We start from the raw sequence: 20,584 nt of genomic DNA on the forward strand, positions 1-20,584 counted from the left end.
TTCACGGGTGCATGGCCCCAGCGGCCGCCGGCGCCCGTTCCCGCCGCTAGCGTGCCCCTTCCCCGGAAGGCACGTAGGAGCCCTGGCAGGAGGCGCAATAAAACACGTCGCGTTCGGCGCTGCGCGTGGATTCGGCCAGCGACTCCTTCTGCAGGGGCTCCCCGCAGCGCAGGCACGCCTGCCCGGCACGGCCATAGACCCAGTAGGGGTTCATTCCGTCCGCGCCGGTGGTCACCCGCCGGGCACGGTCCTTGTTGGCGTTCAGCAGCCGGTGCGCCAGATCCACCAGGTGCCCCAGGTCCTCGACCTCGCCCACCGGGGTGCGCGGGTGCACCCGCGCCACAAAGAGCAACTCGGAGCGGTACACGTTGCCCAGCCCGCAGATCAGCCGCTGGTCAAGCAACGCCAGCCCGATCGGCCGTTCGGGGGCTGCAAGCAGCCGGCGCACCGCCTCGGCCGGGTCCCAGGAGTGCCCCAGCGGGTCGGGGCCCAGGTGCCCGATGACCTCGACCTCGTCGGTGGTGCGCAGCACGTGCAGGAACCCGAGCTCGAAGCCCACCGCGGTGAAGGCCGGGTTGCCCAGCACCGCACGGGCCTTGAACGCCGGAGAGCGCCAGCGCTCGCCGGTGGCGTAGACGTCCCAGTGGCCCTCCATCAGCAGGTGCGAGTGGATGCTCAGCGGAGGGGCGGAGACCCGCGACGGCGGGCGGGTGCGGATCAGCAGGTGCTTGCCGCGAGAGACGACGGATTCGACCATCCAATCCACCAGCGACAACGTCGCGTGGGCGGGCACCCTGAAGTCGCTCAGGCTTAACGTCTTTCCCCCCAGCGCGGCCTCCAATCGACGGGCCGTGCGAAAAACTGTGTCCCCTTCGGGCATCGCCAAAACCACCTAACTCGCTAGACGGGGTTCACCTGCCCAAGTATTCAGGTGACCCTGATCACCTAGCCTAGCCGGTGCCGGGCAACGGCGGGTGAAAATGCCCCAAATTACTAGCTCCTAAACCGTAGTCCACTAGGAGTCGAATAGAATCCGGCACGGCGCAGCGCCGCACCCAGCGGCGAATCGTTGACGGGGGAGCCATTGACCTTCTCGATCCCCAGCTTCACCGTCCCGGCCCGGCGCAGCACCGCCACCAGTTCCACGGCCACCGCATCGAGCACCGCTGCGTCGGGCCCGGCGGATTCGGTGGCCGGGGCCAGCGGGCCGAAGCCCAGCACGGTCTTGCCGCCGCGTTCCACATACAGGGCCAAGGCCCCGTCCAGCAGCACCACCAGGGCCCCGGCCTTGCGCCCGGGCCGGTGCCCGCCGGCGGACTCGGGCCAGCCCAGCGCCGCCCCGTACGGGTTGGCCGGGTCGGTGGCCGCCAGCCCCAGGGCGGTGGGCAACTGCCCGTGCCCGGGCTCCCGCACCAGGGTGCGCAGCCGGTCGATGGTCGCGGAGGTGGAGAACTGGGCGGCGCCCAGCCGCTCGACGAAGTAGCCGCGGCGGGTGTGACCGGCCTCCTCGAGCCTCCCGAGCACCCGGTAGAGCTGCCCGAAGCCGCCGGGCACCGCCTCGGCGGCGACCGAGCCGCGGGTCACCACCCCGTAGCGCTCCAGCAGGAACTCCGCGGCGGCGTGCGCCCGGATGGTGGGGTCGTTCAGCGGTGCCGGCAGCGCCGCCCAGCGCCCGGTGGCCGACTCCGGTGCCGGTCGCCGTCCCGTCAGCTCAACGGGGGCCCCGGGGCCCGAGGCGCGCAGCATGGCCATGCGCCCCAACCGGGCGGTGCGCGCCCGCGGGGCCGGCGCGGGCAGACGGTGCGCGCTCTTGCCGCCGGTGACCAGCTGGCGGATCGGTGCCAGGGTGTCGGGGGAGACGGCCGAGGCCCAGAACAGTTCCCACAGGGCCTCGAGCACCGCGCCGCCCGTGGGCTCCGGGCCCGGTTCGCCCGGCTCGCGGGCCAGCAGCCCGGCCAGCTGCGGCACGAAGTGGGCGCCGGAGGAGCCCAGCAGCCCGTGCAGCCGGGAGGCCAGCGGGCCCAGCGCGGAGGTGTCGGGCAGCGGCAGGCTCAGCGGCGCGTTTTCGGCCGTGTGCAGGGCGATCCACCCGTCGGTCCCGGCCAGCGCCCCGGCCCCGGAGACCAGGACCTCCCCGGCGCTCATGAGCTCGTCGAGCATCCATGGCTGGTAGTCCCGCACGCGGGCCGGCAGCACGTAGGACTCCAGCGCGGAGGCCGGGACCGGCACCCCGGCCAGCTGCTCGACCACGGCCAGCACCCCGTCGATGCCGCGCAGCCCCGCACCGATGCCCTGCCAGCCGGGCAGGAAGCGGGCGAAGGTCTGTTGGTCCACGGGCTCGACCTCGGCGCGCAACGCCGCCAGCGACCGGGTGCGGATCATCCGCAGCACACCGGCATCGCAATACTCGGTGGCATTCACCCCGGTGGCCGGGAGCCCGGCAAGCATTTCGGCGGGCCGGAACGCCCCGGCCATGACCCGGCCATCGGCCACCAGGCGTTCCAGCACGGAGGCGACGACCGCGACGCCCAGGCCCAGCGCGGCCGCGACGTCGGGCGCGGTGAAGGGACCGTGGGTGCGGGCAAAACGGGAGACCAGGTCTCCCACCGGGTCGGCGACCGGTTCGATGAAGGCCAGCGGCACCCCGTGCGGCAGCGGCACCCCGAGCCCGTCGCGCAGCCGCGGGGCATCCTCGATGGCCGCGAACAGCTCCCTGCCGCCCAAGCGCACGGCCAGCGCCCGGTTGGCGTGCACCAGCGCGGCCAGGTGCCCGGCCGCGGCCTGAAGGGCATCGGCCCCGGTTGCGTCCCCTGTTTCGGGGCGCAGCCTGGCCGCCACGGCCCCGGCATCCAGCGGGCCGAGCATTCGCAGCAGATCGGCGGTGCCTTCCAGGCCGGCCAGCCTGCGGTCCTCGGCGGTGCGCTGCAGCTGGTCCTGCGTGCGTGCGATGACCTGGGCATCGAGCAGTTCGCGCAGCTCGGTGCGGCCCAGCAGCTCGTTGAGCAGCGCCGGGTCCAGGGACAGGGCCGCGGCGCGGCGTTCGGCCAGCGGCGAGTCGCCCTCGTAGAGGAACTGGGCGACATAGCCGAAGAGCAGCGACTGGGCGAAGGGGGAGGGGGTGCGGGTGGCGACCTCGCGCACCGCGATGGCCCGGGAGGTGATGCCGCCCAGCAGGGACTTGAGTGCGGGCAGGTCGTAGACGTCGTTGAGGCACTCGCGCACGGTTTCCAGGATGATCGGGAAGTCCGGGTACTTCCGTGCCACGTCCAGCAGCTGCTTGCTGCGTTGGCGCTGCTGCCACAGCGGGGTGCGCTTGGACGGGTCGGTGCGTGGCAGCAGTAGCGCCCGGGCCGCGCATTCGCGGAAGCGCGAGGCAAAGAGCGCGGAGTTGCCCACCTGCGCGGTGACCAGGTCCTCGATCTCCTCGGGCTCGAAGGCGAACAGCTCGGCCCCGGGAGGCGTATCGTCCATCGCCGGGACGCGCAGCACGATCCCGTCGTCCGCGGCCATGGACGAGCCGTCCAGTCCGTAGCGCTCGTGCAGCCGTGCCCCGACGGCCAGTGCCCAGGGCGCGTGCACCGGCAGCCCGAAGGGCGAATGCAGGATGACCCGCCAGTCCCCGAGCTCGTCCACGAAGCGTTCGATGAGCAGGGTCTTGTCGCTGGGCACCACGGAGGTGGCCTGCTGTTGCGCGCCGAGGTAGTTGCGCAGGTTCCCCGCGGCGAAGGCATCCAGGCCGATGCCCTCAAGCTCCGCGCGGGCGGCCTCCTCGGTGGCGTTGGCCAGCCGGGCGGTGAAGGCGCCCAGCGCGGCGCCGAGTTCCACGGGCCGGCCCTGGGTGTCGCCCTTCCAGAAGGGCAGCTTGCCCGGTTGCCCGAAGGCGGGGGAGACCAGCACCCGGTCGTGGGTGATGTCCTCGATCTTCCAGCTGGTGGCCCCCAGCGCAAACACGTCCCCGACCCGGGATTCGTAGACCATTTCCTCGTCGAGCTCGCCGACCCGGCGCCCGCCCTTGGGCCCGGAATCCTCCGCCCCGGCCAGGTACACGCCGAAGAGCCCGCGGTCCGGGATGGTGCCGCCGCTGATCACGGCCAGGCGTTGGGCGCCGGGCCGCCCGGTGAGCACCCCCGCATCGCGGTCCCAGACCAAGCGCGGGCGCAACTGGGCGAACTCGTCCGAGGGGTACTTGCCCGCAAGCATCTCCAGGGTCGCGGTGAACGCGGCGCGCGGCAGCGAGGCATAGGGGGCCGAACGCCGCACGGTCTCGAACCATTCCTCGACGCCCAGGTCCTGCAGCGCACAGGCGGCCAGGGTCTGCTGCGCGAGCACGTCCAGCGGGTTCGCCGGGATGTGCAGCTTCTCGATCTTCCCCTCGCGCATCCGCGAGACGGTCAGCGCGGTGGAGAGCAGGTCGGCCCGGTGCTTGGGGAAGAAGGTGCCGGTGGAGGTTTCCCCGACCTGGTGCCCGGCGCGGCCCACGCGCTGCAGGCCCGAGGCCACCGAGGGCGGGGACTCGACCTGGATCACCAGGTCAACCAGGCCCATGTCGATGCCCAGTTCCAGCGAGCTGGTGGCCACCACGGCGCGCAGCACCCCGGTCTTGAGGTCGTCCTCGATGTTGGCCCGGGTCTCCTTGGACACCGAGCCGTGGTGGGCGCGGGCCAGCGGTGCCACGGCGCCGTCCCCGGGATCGGGGCTGCTGGTGGCGGTGGTGCCGGCCTGCGCCATCATCGCCGCGGGCATCCCGGTTCCCGGCTGCACCCGGGCGACCGGGGTCCCGGCCGTCATCCCGGCGCCGGTGGACCCGATCCCGTTGGGGGCGAAGCCTGCCCCGGAGTCGGTCCCGGTGAGGCGGGTTTCGTGGATCTCGTTGAGCCGCCCGGTCAGTCGCTCGGCCAGCCGGCGGGAGTTGGCAAAGACGATGGTGGAGCGGTTCGCCTCGATCAGATCGACGATCTGTTCCTCGACGTGCGGCCAGATGCTCGCCTGCGGGGCCAGCCCGGAACCCGGGCCCAGGTCGTGGGCGGCGGCTGCGGCGGGCAGGTCGGTCATGTCCTCGACCGGCACCCGGACGCTCAGTTCCCAGGTCTTGGTGATCGGCGGGGCGATGATGCTCACCGGGGCCGTGCCGCCCAGGAAGCGGGCCACCTCGTCGCGCGGCTCGACGGTGGCCGAGAGCCCGATGCGCTGGGCCGGGGAAGCCAGCAGGGCATCGAGGCGTTCCAGGGACAGCGCCAGATGGGCGCCGCGCTTGGTCCCGGCCACCGCGTGCACCTCGTCGATGATCACGGTGTGCACGCCCCGCAGGGATTCGCGGGCCCGGGAGGTGAGCATCAGGTAGAGCGATTCGGGGGTGGTGATCAGGATGTCCGGCGGGTTGGTCACCAGCTTGCGGCGCTCGTTCGCCGGGGTGTCCCCGGAGCGCACGCCCACCGAGACCTGCGGGACCGCCAGGCCCAGGTGCGCGGCGGTGGCCTTGATGCCCACCAGCGGGGCGCGCAGGTTCCGTTCCACGTCCACGCCCAGGGCCTTGAGCGGGGAAATGTAGAGCACCTTGGTGCCACCGGATTTGCCGGCCGTCTTCTTGTCCTTGGCCCCGGGAGAACCCGTGGTTTCCAGGCCCGGGAGCGCCGGGTCCAGGATCTCGGTGGCGGTGCGGGCAAAGGAGTCCAGTGCCCAGAGGAATGCCGAGAGCGTTTTGCCGGAACCGGTGGGTGCAACGACCAGGGCGTGTTGGCCGGTGGAAATCGCGTCCCAGGCCCCGATCTGGGCGGGGGTCGGCGCGGCGAAGGCTCCCTCGAACCAGGCCCGCGTCGCGGGGGTGAACCGCTCAAGGACGTGCGCCGCATCAACATTCTTAGCCATCGATCCCAGCCTAAACGCTCGAAGCGTCAATTCGGGTTCGGCCGCGGGAACCACCGTCAGGCGGCACCGAGGCGGCGGGCGGCGCGCACGGTGTGCCTGAGGCCCAGCCCCACCAGGAAGATCAGCAAGGCGGCGCCCGCGAGCGCGGGTACGCCCATCGATAGCCGCAGCGGTCCCGAGTCCGGGAACACGTCGTGCAACAGCAGGGTCCAGATCAAGGCGGGGATGATCCCGGAGGCCAACGACAGCAGCGACATCAGGGCGATGGCCGTTCGCGACCCCGTCGTGAAGCCAACCAGCACCGCCAGGGCCGCGCAGATGAACCATGGCGCCAACGGAAATGCCAGCGCCAACCACAGCCCTTCCTCATCCAGTTCCCACCATGGTGACCCGGCCATGGACGGGTCCACCACGCAGATCACCAGGAGCATGGAAGCCGCACAGACCACCGGCACATACCGCCACATTCGATTCACCACCGGCTGCGGGTTCTTCCTGGCGGGCCGAGTGGTGCCGTATGGCGCGTCAGACATGGTGGTACTTCCCGCCGCCGGAGATTTCCTGGGCCCGGTAGAGCTGCTCGGTGAGGATCAGCCGCACCAGTTGGTGCGGGAAGACCAGCTTGGACAGGCTCCAAGTGAAATCCGCCCGCGCATGGACCGAGGCGTCGACGCCGTAGGCGCCGCCGATCACCACGGTGATGTTCCGCGAGGTGTCGAAGGGCTGCTGCAGGGTCTTGGCCAGCGCGGGGGAGTCGATGTTCTTGCCGCGCTCGTCCAGCAGGACCAGGAAGTCCCTGGCCTCGACCTTGGCCAGGATCCGCTCGGATTCCTCGGTGCGGGCCGCATCCCCCTCGCGGGAGGAATGCGGAAGCAGCTGCCATTTGAGGTCGAAGGGCTTCTTCATGCGCTTTTCGTAGCGGTCGATGCCCTCGGACACCCAGGACTCGTGTTTCTTGCCGATGGCCAGCACGCGGATTGTCATGCCCCCATCTTCCCGCATTGCGGCCCGGCCCTCGGGCATGCGCGAAGGCCGGGTGCCCCCCATCGCTCCATGCCAAGGTGCGAACGCTAGGCTGGCTTACATGAGTTCACCGCGCCGTTCCGGCAAGAGCGGGCAACGTGCCGGTTCGATCCTGGTCTTTGCCCTTGCCCTCGTCTTGGGCCTTTTTGCCGTGGCACGCCGCCTGTGGGTGTCGGTGCGGGTCGGAGGGGTCCCCGATGCCTGGGACATCCCGGTGCTCGAGTGGATGGTGGGCCACCGGAGTCCGGCCGCCACGGCGGTGGCCTGGTTCTTCACCATTGCGGGGGACACCCTGGGCATGACCATCATTTCGCTGTGCCTCATCGCCCTGTTTTCCTGGCGCAGCAGAAGCGCGTGGCCGGGTGCACTGGTCGCGGTGACGGCCGCCGGCTCGGTGACGCTGACGATCGCCCTGAAGAGCACCCTGGGCCGGGCCCGGCCGCCGCTGGCGGAAGCCTTGGAGCCGGTGCCGGCATCCTTCTCCTTCCCGAGCGGGCACACGCTCAATGCCGTCGCAATCCTGTCCGTCGTTGGCTACCTGGCGTTCCTGGTCCTGCGCACCCGGATGGCCCGCATCCTGGCGCTGTGTGCGCTGGGCTGCTTTGCCCTCGGGGTGGGCTGGAGCCGAATCTACCTGGGCCACCACTGGCTCAGCGACGTGGCCGGCGGGCTGCTCATCGGCGGCTGCTGGGCCACGGTGGTGATCGTGCTGCACCACTTCGTGGTTCTCAAGAACCGGCGTTGGCACAGGTGGCTGAACGTTTAGGCGCATCCGGCGGGGCACGGAACCGGGTGGCGGCGGCCAATGCCTGCCATTCCCCTCGAACCAACCCCGGTTCAGGCGTACGCTGAATTGCATGAAGGTGATCGTTCTCGGCGGCAACGGAAACTTGGGCAAGCGGGTCGTGCACCTGTTGCAGGAAGCCGGACATGAGGCGGTGGCGGCCGGCCGCAGAACGGGGGTCGACGCCTACACGGGCTTTGGCCTGGCGGCGGCGATGCGCGGTGCCGACGCGGTGGTGGACTGCCTGAACGTGCTCACCACCAATGCCGCCACGGCCATTGATTTCTATGAAACGACGGCCAGGAACATCATCCGCACCGCCGAGCAGGAACAAGTGAAGCACCTGGTGTGTGTCTCGATCATCAATGCCCGCAAACCCGAGGTCAACAAGCACATGGGCTACTACCGCGGCAAGGCGGCGCAGGAGGCGCGCTACCAAAACGCGAAGGTGCCCACGACGATCGTGCGCTCCACGCAATGGTTCGAACTGGCCGAAACCATGATCGAGCAACTCACGATCGGCCCGGTCGCGATGGTGCCGCACATGGACAGCCAGCCGGTGGCCGCCGACGCCGTGGCCAAGCTGGTGCTCTCGGCGGTCGAAGCGGGAAAGAACGCCCCGGCCGGCCTTGAACTTGCCGGGCCCGAACCGCGGAACATGGCGAGCCTGGCACGACTGGTCGCCAAGAACAATGCCGCATCCCGCAATGGCGGCCCGCACGCCAGGGTCATCGGCGTCCCGGTGCCGGGAGTGAAGGTGATGAACGGCGGGCTGCTGCCGTCGGCAGCGGTTCCGCGCGATTCCACGACCTTCGAGCAGTGGATGGCCGGGGGCCGGAAGGCCTGAAACCGGAACGTACGCCGGTCCTAAGTGATCCAGCCGCGCGCGGTCGACCGGAAGCCCAACAAGGTTTCCGCGCCGTGGAGGCATATGCCGTCCCGGGAGCTGGAATTGTCGACGTTCCCGTTGCCTCCGGCGACGGCACTACGCCAGCCGAAGGGGCCGGTCGCCGAGCCCGATGCTGATTTCCTGCCCCCACGAGGCGGTGAGGCGGTCCTGCTCCATGCCGTCGCCAAACACCACCAGCTGGTCCGAGGCCACGGCGAGGCGGAGTGGTTCGCCGGCCTCCAGCAAGCCGTCGGTCAGGGAAGTGCCGGTGGCGGGGGAGGGCCACGCCTCGCGGACAAACCATGCCAGGGCCGGGTCCGTCGGGGCCGGCAGCGTGCGTCCCCCGCGGTCCTGCGCGATGGAGGCGCACCACCCGGTGGCACCCGCTCCGGTGGAAACGATGAGGCCGGACGACGACTGCGACTCGCTCCGGCCGTCGGGCGTCGTAAGCCGGTAGCGGGCCGACTGGTGGGTCCGGTGGCCGATGAAAATCTCGTTGAGCCCCGACAATTCCTGACCGTCGTCGAGCCTTGCCCTCACCATGGACAGTTCCCGGCAAGGTAACGGTAGCTGGCTTCCACTGCCCGGGGCGAGGCCCAGCAGCAGCCGTGCGGCATCCGCGGAGGTGTGCCGGACCAGCACACCCGGATTCGTTCCCGGTTCCGAGTCGATCCCGATGACGGGCTGGCCTGCGAGGTACTTGGCCGCATTGGCCACGAGCCCGTCCTGGCCCACGACGGCGACGATGTCCTCGGGCGTGAACAGGAACCTGTTCAGGTCTTCCCGTTCGACCTCGGCGCGGCGCCATTCGGGCGGGACCGCGGCGCGGATGGCTGCCAGGGCCGCGCCGAGCCGCTCGTGGCGCTCCTGGACGGCGGCAAGGGTTCGACCGCGGGTGCGCAGGAAGAATTCGGCCTGGCCGAGGGTGGCGTGCCGGTCCAGCAATTCGTCCAGCTCGGTGCGCCGGTGGACGATAACGAGGCGGGGTGTTGCCATGGCCGGGCCTACTTTCCGCCGGCGGCTGCGGTGCCCGGTTCCCGGAACAACCCGGCCAGGGCCCCGCTGAGCAAATCCGGGGTGACGGTCAGGTTGCCGATGTTCGGCAGCGATCCGGCTGCCTCGCGGAATGCCACTGCCAACAGGGTGGCCTGGTCCATGCCCCGGTAGACCTCCATGGCGGCGGCTTCCCGGATTGCGTCCGCCTCGCCGACCAGGCGGATCCGGTTGGCCTCGGCGGTGGCGCCGATGCCCCGGCGTTCGGCTTCGGCATTGGCCTGGATGAGGCCGGCTGCTGCTTGTTCCTCGGCCTCGCGCCTGGCATTGGCCCCCTCCTGGGCCACGAGGTGTTCGCGCCGGGAGGCCAGCTCGATCTTGCTGGCCATCTCGTTCTCGGAGATCGTCCGCTCGCGTTCGACCGCGACCGCCCGGCGTTCGTAAACGGCCCGGTCGGCCTCGGCCTGCAGTTGTTCGCGGACCGGTGTCTGCAGGGCCCGCTCGACCTCTGACTCCGGACGGACGGCGAGGACCTGCACGCCGAGGATCTCGATGCCGGTGGACGCCAGCCGGGCGTCCGTGCCGAGGGCCTCGGCGAGCAGCTGGCGCAGCTCGCTGACCCCGCGTTCCAGCGACTGGGCGAGTGTGGTGGTGGCGATGTGGTCGATCGCGTGGCTTTGGCAGAGCTGGCCGATGATGGTGGCCACCTGCTCCTTGCCGCCGGACGCTGCCGGGCCGCCCTGCTGGAGGCCGAAGTCGAGCCGGCTGGCCACCGACACCGGGTCCACAAAGCGGTAGGTGACGTTGGCCTGGATGCTGACGTCCTGGTGGTCGCGGGTGATGGCGTGGAAGAGCGTGGGCAGTTCCTGGTCGTCGACGGGAACCTCGCTCAGCACGGATGCCGCCGGCCGGAACCAAAACGCCTGGCCCACACCCCGGTGCCTGACGGCACCCTTTTGCAGGTGGACGACGTAACCGGTGGGGCTGCCCAGGAAGTGGCTGATCCAGGGGTAGTTCTTGATGGTGGCCATGATGGGGTCGCTCCTCAACCTTTGCAACTTATCGTCTGTTTGACGATAAGAAAAGCATAGGGAGCTTTCGGGTTTATTTTCAAGGTGACGATAAGTATTTATGATGGGTGCATGGCCGAATTCCCTCCCGCGCTCCAGCGCTTCCCGGTGACGGTGGACATCGTCGCCCTCACCGTCCGCGACAATGCCCTGAACGTCCTGCTCATCACGCGCCTCATCGAGCCGTTCCGCGGCCGGCTCGCGCTGCCGGGAGGATTCGTACTGGCCGGAGAGGACTTGGGGGAGGCCGCAATCCGCGAACTGGCGGAGGAAACCGGGGTCGAGCAGGTGCCGGGGCACCTGGAACAGCTGCAGAGCTATGGGCCGCAGGGGCGCGACCCGCGAGGGGATGTGCTCACCGTGGCCCACCTGCTGCTTGCGCCCGACTTTCCCGTCTTGTCTGCCGGGAGCGACGCCGAGCAGGCTGCCTGGTGCCCGGTCGGCGACATCCTGGCAGGGGAAAGGCATCTGGCGTTCGACCACGCCCGCATCCTGGTCGACGCCGTGGAGCGGGCAAGATCAAAACTCGAGTACTCGCCGCTGGGGGCGGCTTTTTGCGGGGAGGAATTCACCATCGCGCAGCTGAGAGCCGTATATGAAGCGGTGTGGGGCACCCGCCTGGATCCCCGGAACTTCCACCGCAAGGCCACGGGAAACCCCGGTTTCCTTGAGGACACGGGGCGGATGACCACGGGCGACGCCGGTCGCCCAGCGGCGCTCTTCCGGCTCGCGGCCGAGGCTCGTTCCGCGGCGGGCGAGCCGGTTCGGGCGGTGCTCAATCCACCGCTGATGCGGCCGCATTCCTGACGCCGCCTTGCACCAGGTGCGCTCATGCATCTGTTTCCGGAATGCAGAAAAGCATCCACTCCGCAATGCAAGGCTGCATGGAAACGGCATTTTGTGGTTTGCGTCGGTGGTGAATCCGACCAAGGTTCCCAGGGGGTGCCTCACGGCCTGCGGCACACTGCGGCAAGCCTCGCTGGAGTGCAGGGCAACGCCCCTGGGCGTCCGGGCGGGGTTGCTTAATGAATGTGGAGGGCGTCGCCATGGGCATGCATGACGGCGCGCCTCAGGGGCGTGAGCCCGGAGCGGAGCCCCAGCGGCTGGTTCCCGGGCATGAAAAAAGCCTCAGATCCCTTTGTTCGCAAGGGATCTGAGGCCTTCAATCTGGCGGAGACGGAGGGATTTGAACCCTCGGTACGGGGTTACCGTACACAACATTTCGAGTGTTGCACCTTCGGCCGCTCGGACACGTCTCCAGACCTGAATACTCTATCGGAAGAATGGTCCACAGCAAAAACGTGGGAACTTTGAAGGCAGAATGTACCCATGACCACGCAGAATGAAATGACGCAGATCCCGCCGGAGAAACTGGACCCGCAATTGTTGCGCGCATGGTCCTGGCACCGCCAGGGCCTTGACGGGTCGCTGGCAGCCAAGGGAGCGGCAGAGGTCCTGGACCGGGTGGGCTGGGCCCGGTCGATCGGTGGAGCCAACATTTACCTGACGCTTTTCTCCCGGGCCGGCATGCTCCGGGGCGATGTCGACGCGGCGGCGGCCGCCCGCGAAATCCACGAACTGCCGACGGCCCGGGGCTGCACCTACGTGCTGCCGGCCGCGGACTACGCCTGGGGGTTGCAACTGGGCCATGCCTCGGCCGAAGCCGCCGTGAAGGTGCTCGAGCGCCTGGGCGTCCAACGGGCCGAGATCGAGGCCTTGGCGCAAGCCATCCTGCAGGTCCTGCTCGACGCCCGGGGAACCGCAGAAGAAGCCCTGGACCCGCAGGGCCTCAAGAAGATCCTGGGGGACAAGGTCCGCAACATGGGCGAGGAAGGCAAGAAGAAGGGTGCCTCCACCACGTTGCCGGCCGCGCTCGGGCTACTGCAGGCGGACGGCCGGATCCGCCGGGTGCCGGTGAACGGGCGGCTGGACCAACAGCGCTACTCCTATGTGGCCTGGGAGCTGGAAGGCAGCGGGGAAGGCGACGAGGCGGTCAGGGCGCGGATGCTCGAGCGGTTCCTCAGCTGGACCGGAGGCGCCACGCTGGGACAAATCCGCTGGTTCACGGACTTCACCGTGGCCCAGGCCAAGAAGGCACTGGCGGCAACCGACGCCGTTCAGGTATCCACCGCCGCGGGCGAGGTGCTGTGGATGCTGCCGGATGACGTGAACGAACTGGCCGGCTTCGAGGCTCCCGCGGGTGAGGACATCCAGCTGCTCTCGGGCTCCGACTCGTTGGTGCTGTTGCGCCGGAACTCGGCCGACCTGTTCGATGAGGCGGGGGCCAAGGCCGTGGAGGGGATGAGCGGCTCGGCGCTGGCCGCCGACCTCTCGGACCACCCGATCCTGGATCGCGGGCGAATCATCGGGCTGTGGCAGTACGACCCGGAGAACGCCCGCATTGCCTGGTGGACCTTTGGCCCGGCGAGCGCCGCCGTGCGTGCACGCATCGCGCTCACTGAGGAGTGGATCACCGAGGACCTCGGGGACTTCAGGTCCTTCTCCCTGGATTCGCCGAAGTCGCGGGCCAAGAACATTGCCAGGCTTGACGCGCTGCGCGCCGGGTAGGGCAGCGGGTGCGGATCAGTCGCGGCGCCGGGCGCGGAAGAAGTCGCTGAGCAGTGCGGCGCATTCCTCCTTGCGGACCCCGGGGTAGACCTCGACCCAGTGGTTTAGCCGCGGTTCGCGCAGGATGTCGAACACCGAGCCGACGGCACCTGCCTTCTCGTCCCAGGCGCCGAAGATGACCTTCGGGATGCGCGAGAGCACGATCGCCCCGGCGCACATGGCGCATGGTTCAAGGGTGACCACCAGGGTGCAGTCCTCCAGCCGCCAGCCGTCCCCGCGCCCGGCATCGCGCAGGGCCTGGGCCGCGGCGCGGATCGCCACCAGTTCCGCGTGCGCCGTGGGGTCCCCGTGGGCCTCGCGCTCGTTGCGGCCGGTGGCCAGCACCTTTGCATCGGGGCCAATGACCACCGCGCCGATGGGGACGTCGTCGGTGGCCAGGGCGGCCCGGGCCTCGGCGAGGGCAAGGTCCATGAGGTCGCGGTGGCTGGGTTGTTCGGGAGTCACCCGGCCAAGTCTAGTTCCGGTGCAGGGACCTCGCTGCTCTCTGCACCGGAATCCGGAAACCAGCTGCCGGCAGGTGCGGCTATCCGGCGCTCGGCAGGATGATGTTGTGGTTCAGGCGTAGCCTGTTGTGAGGGTCGTAACGGTGTTTGAGCGTCGTGAGCTTGGCGAGCTTTTCGGCCCCGTAGAGGCCGAGTAGATCGAAGCCGCCGGGCACGTGTTCGTCGCTGCTTGAGAAATTCACGTACTCCCCGCCGTGAGTGAAGGGTTGCATCTCATGGTGGAAGCCGCGGATGAAGGCAATGTGGTGCTCGTCGTGTTCCTTGCCGTTCCAGAATCCGTAGATGTTCAGCCAGAACGGGGAGCTTCGGTCTTCGAATGCCGTTGCTTCCGGGCGAACCCGTCCCATGGCGCCACCCATGACGTGGATGTCGAAGCCCATGCCCGGCCAGTCAAGTTGCCGCGCTCGGGCAGTGAACACGTTGATGGCCTTGTCCGAGAGGTAGTCCAGTGCAGTGTTCTTCCAGTAGGCGCGCACGCCCTTGGGGAACATCTCGTCCACCACGGACTGCCAGTCGGGCCATGAAACGAGGGAGATGTCCTGTTCGTCGGTGGGCGCAGCTGCGAGGAATTCCTCCACGCAAGCGGCACCGGCCGCATGGTCCGGATCGGCCCAGAGGAATCCGACGATGAGCACGCTGCTGGTGCCCAGCTCCCACTCGGGCGGCGGCACCATGGCCGTGGCGATGACCGTCATCTGGTCCGGGAGCCTGGAGGACCAGTCACGCACGGCCCGCAGGGCATGCTTCCACTGTTCGGGGCGGTAGATCAGGTTCCCGGCGTAGAGGGTTTTCGGCAGCGGGTGGGTCTTGAACATGAACTCGGTGACGACCCCGAAATTTCCGCCGCCTCCGGTGAGACCCCAGAGCAGGTCGGGGTTGGTGGCGGCGTCAGTGTGGACCACCTCGCCCTCCGGGGTGACAAGGTCCGCCGCCAAGAGGTTGTCAACGGTCAGTCCGAGGGGCCGGGTGAGCCAGCCGAAGCCGCCGCCAAGACACAGTCCGGCCACGCCGGTTTTCGAGACGACCCCGACGGGAACCGCCAGCCCGTGGGCGCTGGTCGCGCGGTCGAGTTCACCCAGGAGCGCGCCTCCGCCGACCCTCACCCGGTGCTCCGCGGCATCCACGTGCACGGTGTTCAGGGCGCGCATGTCCAGCACCAAGCCGTGCTCGACGGTGCCGAACCCCGCCACGCTGTGCCCGCCGGATCGAACCGCCAACGGCAATCCATGCTCCCGGGCGAAGGCCAGCGCGAGAGACACGTCGGCAACGTCGGCGGCGCGAACCACCAACATGGGGTGCCTGTCGATCATGGCGTTCCAAACGGTGCGGCTCTCCGTGTATTCGGGATCGGCGGCGGTGAAGAGCATTCCGTGCAGTGACGCCGACAGCGACCGTAACGCGGATGCCGGAAGCGGGTGGGTGATTTCCATGGTGCCAGCTTCATGTTTGTCCGGGCTTCAGGCCGGCCCGGTCTGTGGCCCATTCTCCTCCCGGCCCAAAGGCCGGTCAATGGCGGGAATCACCCGAAGCCCGAATGCGAAAACCGGGCCAAGGGCACGATCGGCTGGTAGATTTTGGTGCATGCGCGTACAGGTAATCGACCACCCGTTGGTGGCCCACAAGGTATCGGTCCTTCGAGACAAGAACACCCCGTCGCCGGTTTTCCGGCAGCTGACCGATGAGTTGGTGACCCTGCTGGCCTATGAGGCAACGCGCGAGGTCAAGACAGTTGAGGTCCGGGTCGAGACCCCGGTGGCAACGACCACCGGCATCGCCTTCGCCAAGCCGACCCCGCTGGTGGTGCCGATCCTGCGCGCCGGCCTGGGCATGCTCGAGGGCATGACCCGCCTGGTCCCGACCGCCGAGGTCGGCTTCCTGGGCATGGCCCGCAACGAGGAAACCCTGGACATCATCACCTACGCCGAGCGGCTTCCCTCCGACCTGACCGGTCGCCAGGTCTTCGTGCTGGACCCGATGCTTGCAACCGGCGGCACACTGATCGAATCGATCAAGTTCCTCTTCGACCGCGGCGCAGCCGACGTCACCTGCATCTGCCTGATCGCCGCCCCCGAGGGACTGGCCCGCCTGGAGCAGGCCTATGGGGACAACGAGAAGGTCCACCTGGTCCTGGGTGCCCTGGACGAGAAGCTGGACGAGAACGCCTACATCGTTCCCGGCCTGGGCGATGCCGGGGACCGCCTCTACGGCGTGGCCCACTAGCAGCGACACTTTCTTGCGGCGCCGCCGCGGACGGGAACAAGGGTTCCGATCCGCGGCGGCGTTTGTCTTGGGGCCCGGCTCAGGCAGTCTTCGGCGGGGTCGAGGGCTTGGGCGGGACCACCAGCGGCAGCGGCAGGCGCACCTCGAAAACCGTGTTCCCAGGGGCCGAGGTGACATCGATGGTTCCGTCGTGCGACTCCACGATGGCCTTGGCGATCGGCAGTCCCAGCCCGGTGGTGCCGTCAGCGCCGGAGCGCGCCGCATCGGCGCGGGTGAAGCGCTTGAACACCAGCGGCAGGAAATCCGGTGCGATGCCCTCCCCGGTGTCCGCAACCCGCAGCACCGCCTGGTGCGTGGCCGCATCGCGGGCGACGGAGACCGTGACGGTGTTGCCCTCGGAGGTGTGCTTGCGGGCGTTGGCCAACAAGTTGGTGATGACCCGGCGCAGCGCCGAGGCGTCGCCCGAAACCACCAACGGGGTGTCCGGGACCTTGGGGGTCCAATGGTGGGACGGGGCGGTGATGGCAAAGTCCTCGGTGATTTCGGCCGCCAGCTTCCCCAGGTCCACCGGGGCCTTCTTGACATGGTGCTTCTCGTCGAGCCGTGCCAGCAGCAGCAGGTTCTCCACCAGGGAGCCCATCCGGGTGCTTTGTTCCAGCACCCGGTTCAGCGAGCGTTGCCCGTCGTCGGAGAAGTGCTCGGTGGCGCTGATCAGCTCGGTGTAGCCGCGGATGGCCGAGAGCGGGGTGCGCAGCTCGTGTGACGCGTCGGCAACGAATCGGCGCATCTGCGCCTCCGAGGCCTCGCGCACCGCGAAGGCGGAGCCCACGTTGTCCAGCAGGGCGTTCAACGCCCTGCCGACCTCACCGGATTCGGTGCCGGGGATCGAGTCGCGGGGGGCGACCCGTGCCTCCAGCGCGGCGGTGCCGGATTCGAGTTCGGCGTTGGCCACCGAGGAGGCCACGGCGGAGACCCGCTGCAGCGGGGCCAGCGAGCGCCGGATGATCATCGAGCCAACCAGGCCGATGGCGATCAGCCCGGCCAGTGAAATGGTCAGCGTCAGGACGCCCAACGCGGCCAGGGTCCGCTCGTTGGGTGCCAGCGGCAGCCCGGTGATCAGGACGCCTCCGGATCCGGGGTCCTTCTGGGCCGAGAGCAGGTAGTCGCCGATGCTCAGGTGCTTGACCACGGGCGGGGCATCGACCTTGACGGAGGACAACGGCAGCACGTCCGCGTCGGTGATGTCCTTGCGCTCTCCGGTCTTGGAATCGAGCACGGCCCCGGAAATCAGGTAGCCGGGGACGAGCCGGGCATTGAGCGTGCCGGAGGCCTGGCCGGGGGCGAAGAGCGGGCCGGATGACGCGTCGCGTCCGTTTTGCGCGGAGTAGGTGGCCGCGCGTTCGGAAGCGAAATCCAGCTGTTCGTGCAGCTGCGACGCCATGGCCTGGCGCATGCCGGCATTCAGCAGCAGCCCGATGACGGTGCAGATCAAGGCAAGTGACCCGATAAGTGCCAGCAGCAGCTTGCGTTGCAGGGTGAGCCGGCCGAAGCGTTGCCTCAGCCGTGCGCTGAGCGGAACCGGCCCGGACTCCTGCCCGGGCCCGCCGGGTTGGGACGGAGCTGCCTCGGGGGTCGCGGCATCCTCGGCATCGGGCCGGGCCGCCGCGTCCGGCTGCGGTTCCGGCGCGTCGGAGGGAAGCAACGGACGTGCTGCCTGGCTCATGACGCGGGCTTGAGCATGTACCCGGCCCCGCGCACGGTGTGGATCATGGCCGGGCCGTCGGCCTCGATTTTCTTGCGCAAGTAGGAAATGTAGAGCTCGACGATGTTGGCCTGGCCCCCGAAGTCGTAGTGCCAGACGTTGTCCAGGATCTGGGTCTTGGAGACCACTCGGCGGGCGTTGACCATCAGGTAGGAGAGCAGGTCGAACTCGGTGGCGGTGAGGTTGATGGGAACTCCCGCCCGGGTGACGTCGTGGGAATCGGAGTTAAGCACCAGGTCCCCGACCACCAGTTCGGCGCCGTCCGCGGCGGTGGCGCCGGATCGTTCCACAAGCTTGTGCAGCCGCAACAGCACCTCTTCGAGGCTGAACGGCTTGGCGACGTAGTCGTCGGCGCCGATGCCCAGTCCTTCGATGCGGTCCTCCACGGCGTCCTTGGCGGTCAGGAAGAGCACCGGGACCTCGGGAAGGAAGGTGCGGACCTTGCGCAGGACTTCCGGGCCCTCGAAGCCCGGCAGCATCCAGTCGAGCACCAGGACGTCGGGTGTCGACTTCCGGGCGGCTTCAACCGCGGAGGGCCCGTCATGCGCCACGGTGGCTTCCCAGCCCAGCATGCGGGTGCCCATCGAGACCAGTTCGGCCAGCGAGGGTTCGTCGTCGACGACCAGCACCTTGATGGCTGTTCCGTCCGGGTGGGTCAGTCGGGGAAGTTGCGTGGGGGAAAATCGGGAGCTTGGCATGTTTCTAACTTTCCCTCCGTGGTGTAGGCCGGCCCTGTGGTGTGGCTGTGCGCGGGCTGTGAGGCGTGGTGCATCCAGCCTACGGCCTGTGACCACCGGGGGTCCGGTGCCTGAAGCACCAATGCTGGGCGGTGCCGTTGCTTGGAGCCCGCTTCGGGTGTAAGTCTGGACGCATAGGCGCTACGGATCCGGACCATTGATCAGATTGCTTGCCCGATGGGAAATCGCAGGGCATACCGCGTTGTTCAAGGCCACCACATCACACATCTGCACAATGTGATGATCATCACTTTAAGCGCTTGATGTCTCACATGGTGGACACTATCGAAGTTTGTTACTTGCGGGTTCCTTATATTACGAGGAAACTAGTATTTGTGAATAGCGCAGCAATGACACCTCGAAGCCTTTTTGAAGGCGTGGCGATGACTCATCGCCAGTGTCATTGTCGAATGCCCAGCTGAGCGTCGGAACCCTTTCGACGCTCAGTGCCACTCGCATCGCTCCCGCCCCCCGCACCGGCGAGATGAGCGGAGCACCTAGGTATTCGCGCCATTCCGTGGCATTCACAAGAGTTAGAGGTAAAGAAGCATGTCGGTAACGTCCGGATACGTCCATGTCTCAATCCGCAACGCCCAGTCCCGCGCCGCGGCAGCGCAGCGCAACACTGCTCCAGGCGGCTACACCCCGGCCGGCTATCGCCAGCTCCATGCGGTCCCGGCGGCCCACGAGACTCGACCGATGACTGCTCCGACCCCCATTGTGGCTCCCAGCGGAAACCCCGGCCCGCAGCCGGTGGCGGGTGACACCACCGCACGCGGATTCGTGCTCTATGTAGGTCTTGACGAGTCGGTGGCCCAGGCGCAGGGAACCTCGCTGGGCAAGCTGGCAACCCAGGTCCGCGCCTTCCTGGCCACGCTTTCCCCCGAGGCACAGACCCATGCCGCCGTCGCACTGGCCCCGGCCAGCGCGCAGGGCGAAAACATCGACGTCGTACGCCAGGCACTGGGGGACCCCACCGTCAACCGCCGCCCGCGCGTCGACGCCCGCCCCGCGGCGCCGCGCCCCTCGGGCGTACTGATCGACCTGTCCCGCCGCGAGGTGCACCTGGACGGCGAGACCCTGAACCTCACGTTCAAGGAATTCGAGCTGCTGAACTACCTGGTGGAGAACGGCACCCGCACCGTGGGCCGCGACGAGCTGCTCACCAACCTGTGGCGCAACGCCGAAGAGGTCCCGAACGAGCGCACCATCGATGTGCACATCCGTCGCCTGCGCTCCAAGCTGGGCCGCCTGGCCAACACCGTGCGCACCGTGCGCGGCCAGGGCTACCGATTCTACGAGCACCCCGAGGTCGTCGTCTGGGCCGCTCCGGAATACACCATCTAGTTTTTGTCTTTGCGTCCTGCGGGGCCCGCATCCACGGATGCGGGCCCCGCGGGCGCTTAAGCCCCTCAGGAGACCGGATGCCCCCGCGCGCCTTAGGCTTGGAGGCATGAGCGAACATCATCTGAAGCGACTCGTGTTGCTGCGCCATGCCAAGAGCGACTATCCGCTGGGTGTGTCCGACCACGACCGGCCGCTGGCCGCCCGCGGCAACCGCGAGGCGCCCGCCGCCGGTGCCTGGCTGCGCGAGCACGACGTGGTCCCCGACTACATCGTGCTCTCCGATGCCCAGAGGACGCGTGCCACCTGCGCCTGGGTCATCAGCGAGCTCGGCGAAAAGGCTCCCACGCCCTACATGGATTCACGCATCTACGGCGCCTCGAGCACCAGGCTGTGCTCCATCATCAACGAAACCCCTGACACCGTCACCACGCTGCTGGTCATCGGGCACCAGCCGGTGCTGCAGGAACTGGCCATGCGCCTGGCCTCGGCGGACTCGGACGAGGAAGCTGTCTACGAGCTGGCCATGAACTACCCGACGCTGGGACTCGCCGTGCTGCAGACCGAGAAGCCGTGGGCGGAAATCGACGGACGCGACATGCGGGTGACCGACTTCGTGGTCCCGCGCTGAGATCCGGCACGGGCGCCGCAAATAGTTCAATGAGAGTTTGGGGAGGGCCGAAACCCCGGCTTTCAGCGGTGCGCCACCACGAACATGAGAGCGGGTGGGCCGATTATGAGAACGCCCTCATGGATTGTTCATCCT

17 protein-coding genes and 1 tRNA gene are annotated in these 20,584 nt (G+C 68.6%); 7 read left to right on the forward strand and 11 right to left on the reverse strand.

Translation table 11 applies throughout. The annotated features are described in order from the left end of the window. Positions 1-46: 46 nt before the first annotated feature. From J2T21_RS17325 to J2T21_RS17340, 4 genes are all read right to left on the reverse strand, one after another. Positions 47-880 carry a DNA-formamidopyrimidine glycosylase family protein gene (locus J2T21_RS17325; RefSeq protein WP_373458067.1) on the reverse strand — a complete coding sequence of 278 codons (834 nt, stop codon included), beginning with the start codon at positions 878-880 and terminating at the stop codon, positions 47-49. A 113-nt stretch (positions 881-993) separates the two neighbouring features. Continuing rightward, positions 994-5,865 (reverse strand): ATP-dependent helicase, encoded by a 4,872-nt coding sequence (locus J2T21_RS17330; RefSeq protein WP_307583094.1) that lies wholly within the window; start codon positions 5,863-5,865, stop codon positions 994-996. Between the two features lie 56 nt (positions 5,866-5,921). After that, positions 5,922-6,398, reverse strand: coding sequence for a hypothetical protein (locus J2T21_RS17335; protein WP_139194829.1), 477 nt, complete (start codon positions 6,396-6,398; stop codon positions 5,922-5,924). Further along, positions 6,391-6,849 carry a 23S rRNA (pseudouridine(1915)-N(3))-methyltransferase RlmH gene (locus J2T21_RS17340; protein ID WP_307583097.1) on the reverse strand — a complete coding sequence of 153 codons (459 nt, stop codon included), beginning with the start codon at positions 6,847-6,849 and terminating at the stop codon, positions 6,391-6,393. The genes J2T21_RS17335 and J2T21_RS17340 overlap by 8 nt, the downstream gene beginning before the upstream one ends. A gap of 100 nt (positions 6,850-6,949) precedes the next feature. Here J2T21_RS17340 and J2T21_RS17345 point away from each other — a divergent pair, with 100 nt between their 5' ends. After that, the gene (locus tag J2T21_RS17345) at positions 6,950-7,654 is read left to right on the forward strand and encodes a phosphatase PAP2 family protein (RefSeq protein WP_307583098.1); all 705 of its coding nucleotides are present in this window, start codon (positions 6,950-6,952) and stop codon (positions 7,652-7,654) included. Between the two features lie 91 nt (positions 7,655-7,745). Beyond that, entirely contained in the window at positions 7,746-8,519 is a 774-nt protein-coding gene (locus J2T21_RS17350; RefSeq protein ID WP_307583100.1) for an SDR family oxidoreductase, read from the forward strand. A gap of 138 nt (positions 8,520-8,657) precedes the next feature. Here the strand turns inward: J2T21_RS17350 and J2T21_RS17355 are convergent, their stop codons facing one another. Together J2T21_RS17355 and J2T21_RS17360 are read right to left on the reverse strand one after the other, a co-directional pair. Further along, positions 8,658-9,557, reverse strand: coding sequence for a hypothetical protein (locus J2T21_RS17355; RefSeq protein WP_307583102.1), 900 nt, complete (start codon positions 9,555-9,557; stop codon positions 8,658-8,660). Between the two features lie 8 nt (positions 9,558-9,565). After that, positions 9,566-10,585, reverse strand: a complete 1,020-nt coding sequence (locus J2T21_RS17360) for an SPFH domain-containing protein (RefSeq protein WP_307583104.1) — start codon at positions 10,583-10,585, stop codon at positions 9,566-9,568. 111 nt (positions 10,586-10,696) lie between these two features. On the opposite strand from J2T21_RS17360, the gene J2T21_RS17365 reads away from it, so the two are divergent. Then, on the forward strand, positions 10,697-11,431 hold the full coding sequence (locus J2T21_RS17365; RefSeq protein ID WP_307583106.1) for an NUDIX hydrolase: 735 nt from the start codon (positions 10,697-10,699) through the stop codon (positions 11,429-11,431). Positions 11,432-11,792: 361 nt separating this feature from the next. Here the strand turns inward: J2T21_RS17365 and J2T21_RS17370 are convergent. Then, a tRNA-Ser gene (locus tag J2T21_RS17370) sits at positions 11,793-11,883 on the reverse strand. A 70-nt stretch (positions 11,884-11,953) separates the two neighbouring features. Here J2T21_RS17370 and J2T21_RS17375 point away from each other — a divergent pair. Then, the gene (locus tag J2T21_RS17375) at positions 11,954-13,192 is read left to right on the forward strand and encodes a DNA glycosylase AlkZ-like family protein (RefSeq protein WP_307583108.1); all 1,239 of its coding nucleotides are present in this window, start codon (positions 11,954-11,956) and stop codon (positions 13,190-13,192) included. Positions 13,193-13,207: 15 nt separating this feature from the next. On the opposite strand, the gene tadA is transcribed toward J2T21_RS17375, so the two are convergent. Continuing rightward, positions 13,208-13,696: a tRNA adenosine(34) deaminase TadA gene (gene tadA, locus J2T21_RS17380; protein ID WP_307583110.1), complete on the reverse strand. Its 489-nt coding sequence runs from the start codon at positions 13,694-13,696 to the stop codon at positions 13,208-13,210. 79 nt (positions 13,697-13,775) lie between these two features. Next, positions 13,776-15,185 (reverse strand): FAD-binding oxidoreductase, encoded by a 1,410-nt coding sequence (locus J2T21_RS17385; RefSeq protein WP_307583112.1) that lies wholly within the window; start codon positions 15,183-15,185, stop codon positions 13,776-13,778. Between the two features lie 151 nt (positions 15,186-15,336). Here J2T21_RS17385 and upp point away from each other — a divergent pair, with 151 nt between their 5' ends. Next, a complete protein-coding gene (gene upp / locus J2T21_RS17390) occupies positions 15,337-15,975 on the forward strand; it encodes a uracil phosphoribosyltransferase (RefSeq protein WP_307583114.1) in 639 nt (212 codons plus the stop codon). A gap of 79 nt (positions 15,976-16,054) precedes the next feature. On the opposite strand, the gene J2T21_RS17395 is transcribed toward upp, so the two are convergent. Beyond that, positions 16,055-17,698, reverse strand: a complete 1,644-nt coding sequence (locus J2T21_RS17395) for a sensor histidine kinase (RefSeq protein WP_307583117.1) — start codon at positions 17,696-17,698, stop codon at positions 16,055-16,057. Beyond that, positions 17,695-18,435 (reverse strand): response regulator transcription factor, encoded by a 741-nt coding sequence (locus J2T21_RS17400; protein WP_071214811.1) that lies wholly within the window; start codon positions 18,433-18,435, stop codon positions 17,695-17,697. The genes J2T21_RS17395 and J2T21_RS17400 overlap by 4 nt, the downstream gene beginning before the upstream one ends. A gap of 588 nt (positions 18,436-19,023) precedes the next feature. Here J2T21_RS17400 and J2T21_RS17405 point away from each other — a divergent pair. Together J2T21_RS17405 and J2T21_RS17410 are read left to right on the forward strand one after the other, a co-directional pair. Then, positions 19,024-19,821, forward strand: coding sequence for a winged helix-turn-helix domain-containing protein (locus J2T21_RS17405; RefSeq protein ID WP_307583118.1), 798 nt, complete (start codon positions 19,024-19,026; stop codon positions 19,819-19,821). 106 nt (positions 19,822-19,927) lie between these two features. After that, on the forward strand, positions 19,928-20,449 hold the full coding sequence (locus tag J2T21_RS17410; protein WP_307583119.1) for a SixA phosphatase family protein: 522 nt from the start codon (positions 19,928-19,930) through the stop codon (positions 20,447-20,449). The last annotated feature ends 135 nt before the right edge of the window (positions 20,450-20,584 follow it).

The sequence above is a fragment of the Paeniglutamicibacter psychrophenolicus genome, from assembly GCF_030812255.1.
GTDB classification, from domain to species: Bacteria; Actinomycetota; Actinomycetes; order Actinomycetales; family Micrococcaceae; genus Paeniglutamicibacter; species Paeniglutamicibacter psychrophenolicus_A.

Coding starts and splice junctions, on each gene's coding strand:
- J2T21_RS17395 (WP_307583117.1), bottom strand. CDS start 17,698: ATGAGCCAGGCAGCACGTCCGTTGCTTCCCTCCGACGCGCCGGAACCG.
- J2T21_RS17365 (WP_307583106.1), top strand. CDS start 10,697: ATGGCCGAATTCCCTCCCGCGCTCCAGCGCTTCCCGGTGACGGTGGAC.
- J2T21_RS17400 (WP_071214811.1), bottom strand. CDS start 18,435: ATGCCAAGCTCCCGATTTTCCCCCACGCAACTTCCCCGACTGACCCAC.
- J2T21_RS17375 (WP_307583108.1), top strand. CDS start 11,954: ATGACCACGCAGAATGAAATGACGCAGATCCCGCCGGAGAAACTGGAC.
- J2T21_RS17360 (WP_307583104.1), bottom strand. CDS start 10,585: ATGGCCACCATCAAGAACTACCCCTGGATCAGCCACTTCCTGGGCAGC.
- J2T21_RS17410 (WP_307583119.1), top strand. CDS start 19,928: ATGAGCGAACATCATCTGAAGCGACTCGTGTTGCTGCGCCATGCCAAG.
- J2T21_RS17355 (WP_307583102.1), bottom strand. CDS start 9,557: ATGGCAACACCCCGCCTCGTTATCGTCCACCGGCGCACCGAGCTGGAC.
- J2T21_RS17345 (WP_307583098.1), top strand. CDS start 6,950: ATGAGTTCACCGCGCCGTTCCGGCAAGAGCGGGCAACGTGCCGGTTCG.
- J2T21_RS17350 (WP_307583100.1), top strand. CDS start 7,746: ATGAAGGTGATCGTTCTCGGCGGCAACGGAAACTTGGGCAAGCGGGTC.
- J2T21_RS17325 (WP_373458067.1), bottom strand. CDS start 880: ATGCCCGAAGGGGACACAGTTTTTCGCACGGCCCGTCGATTGGAGGCC.
- upp (WP_307583114.1), top strand. CDS start 15,337: ATGCGCGTACAGGTAATCGACCACCCGTTGGTGGCCCACAAGGTATCG.
- J2T21_RS17405 (WP_307583118.1), top strand. CDS start 19,024: ATGTCGGTAACGTCCGGATACGTCCATGTCTCAATCCGCAACGCCCAG.
- J2T21_RS17330 (WP_307583094.1), bottom strand. CDS start 5,865: ATGGCTAAGAATGTTGATGCGGCGCACGTCCTTGAGCGGTTCACCCCC.
- J2T21_RS17385 (WP_307583112.1), bottom strand. CDS start 15,185: ATGGAAATCACCCACCCGCTTCCGGCATCCGCGTTACGGTCGCTGTCG.
- J2T21_RS17335 (WP_139194829.1), bottom strand. CDS start 6,398: ATGTCTGACGCGCCATACGGCACCACTCGGCCCGCCAGGAAGAACCCG.
- J2T21_RS17340 (WP_307583097.1), bottom strand. CDS start 6,849: ATGACAATCCGCGTGCTGGCCATCGGCAAGAAACACGAGTCCTGGGTG.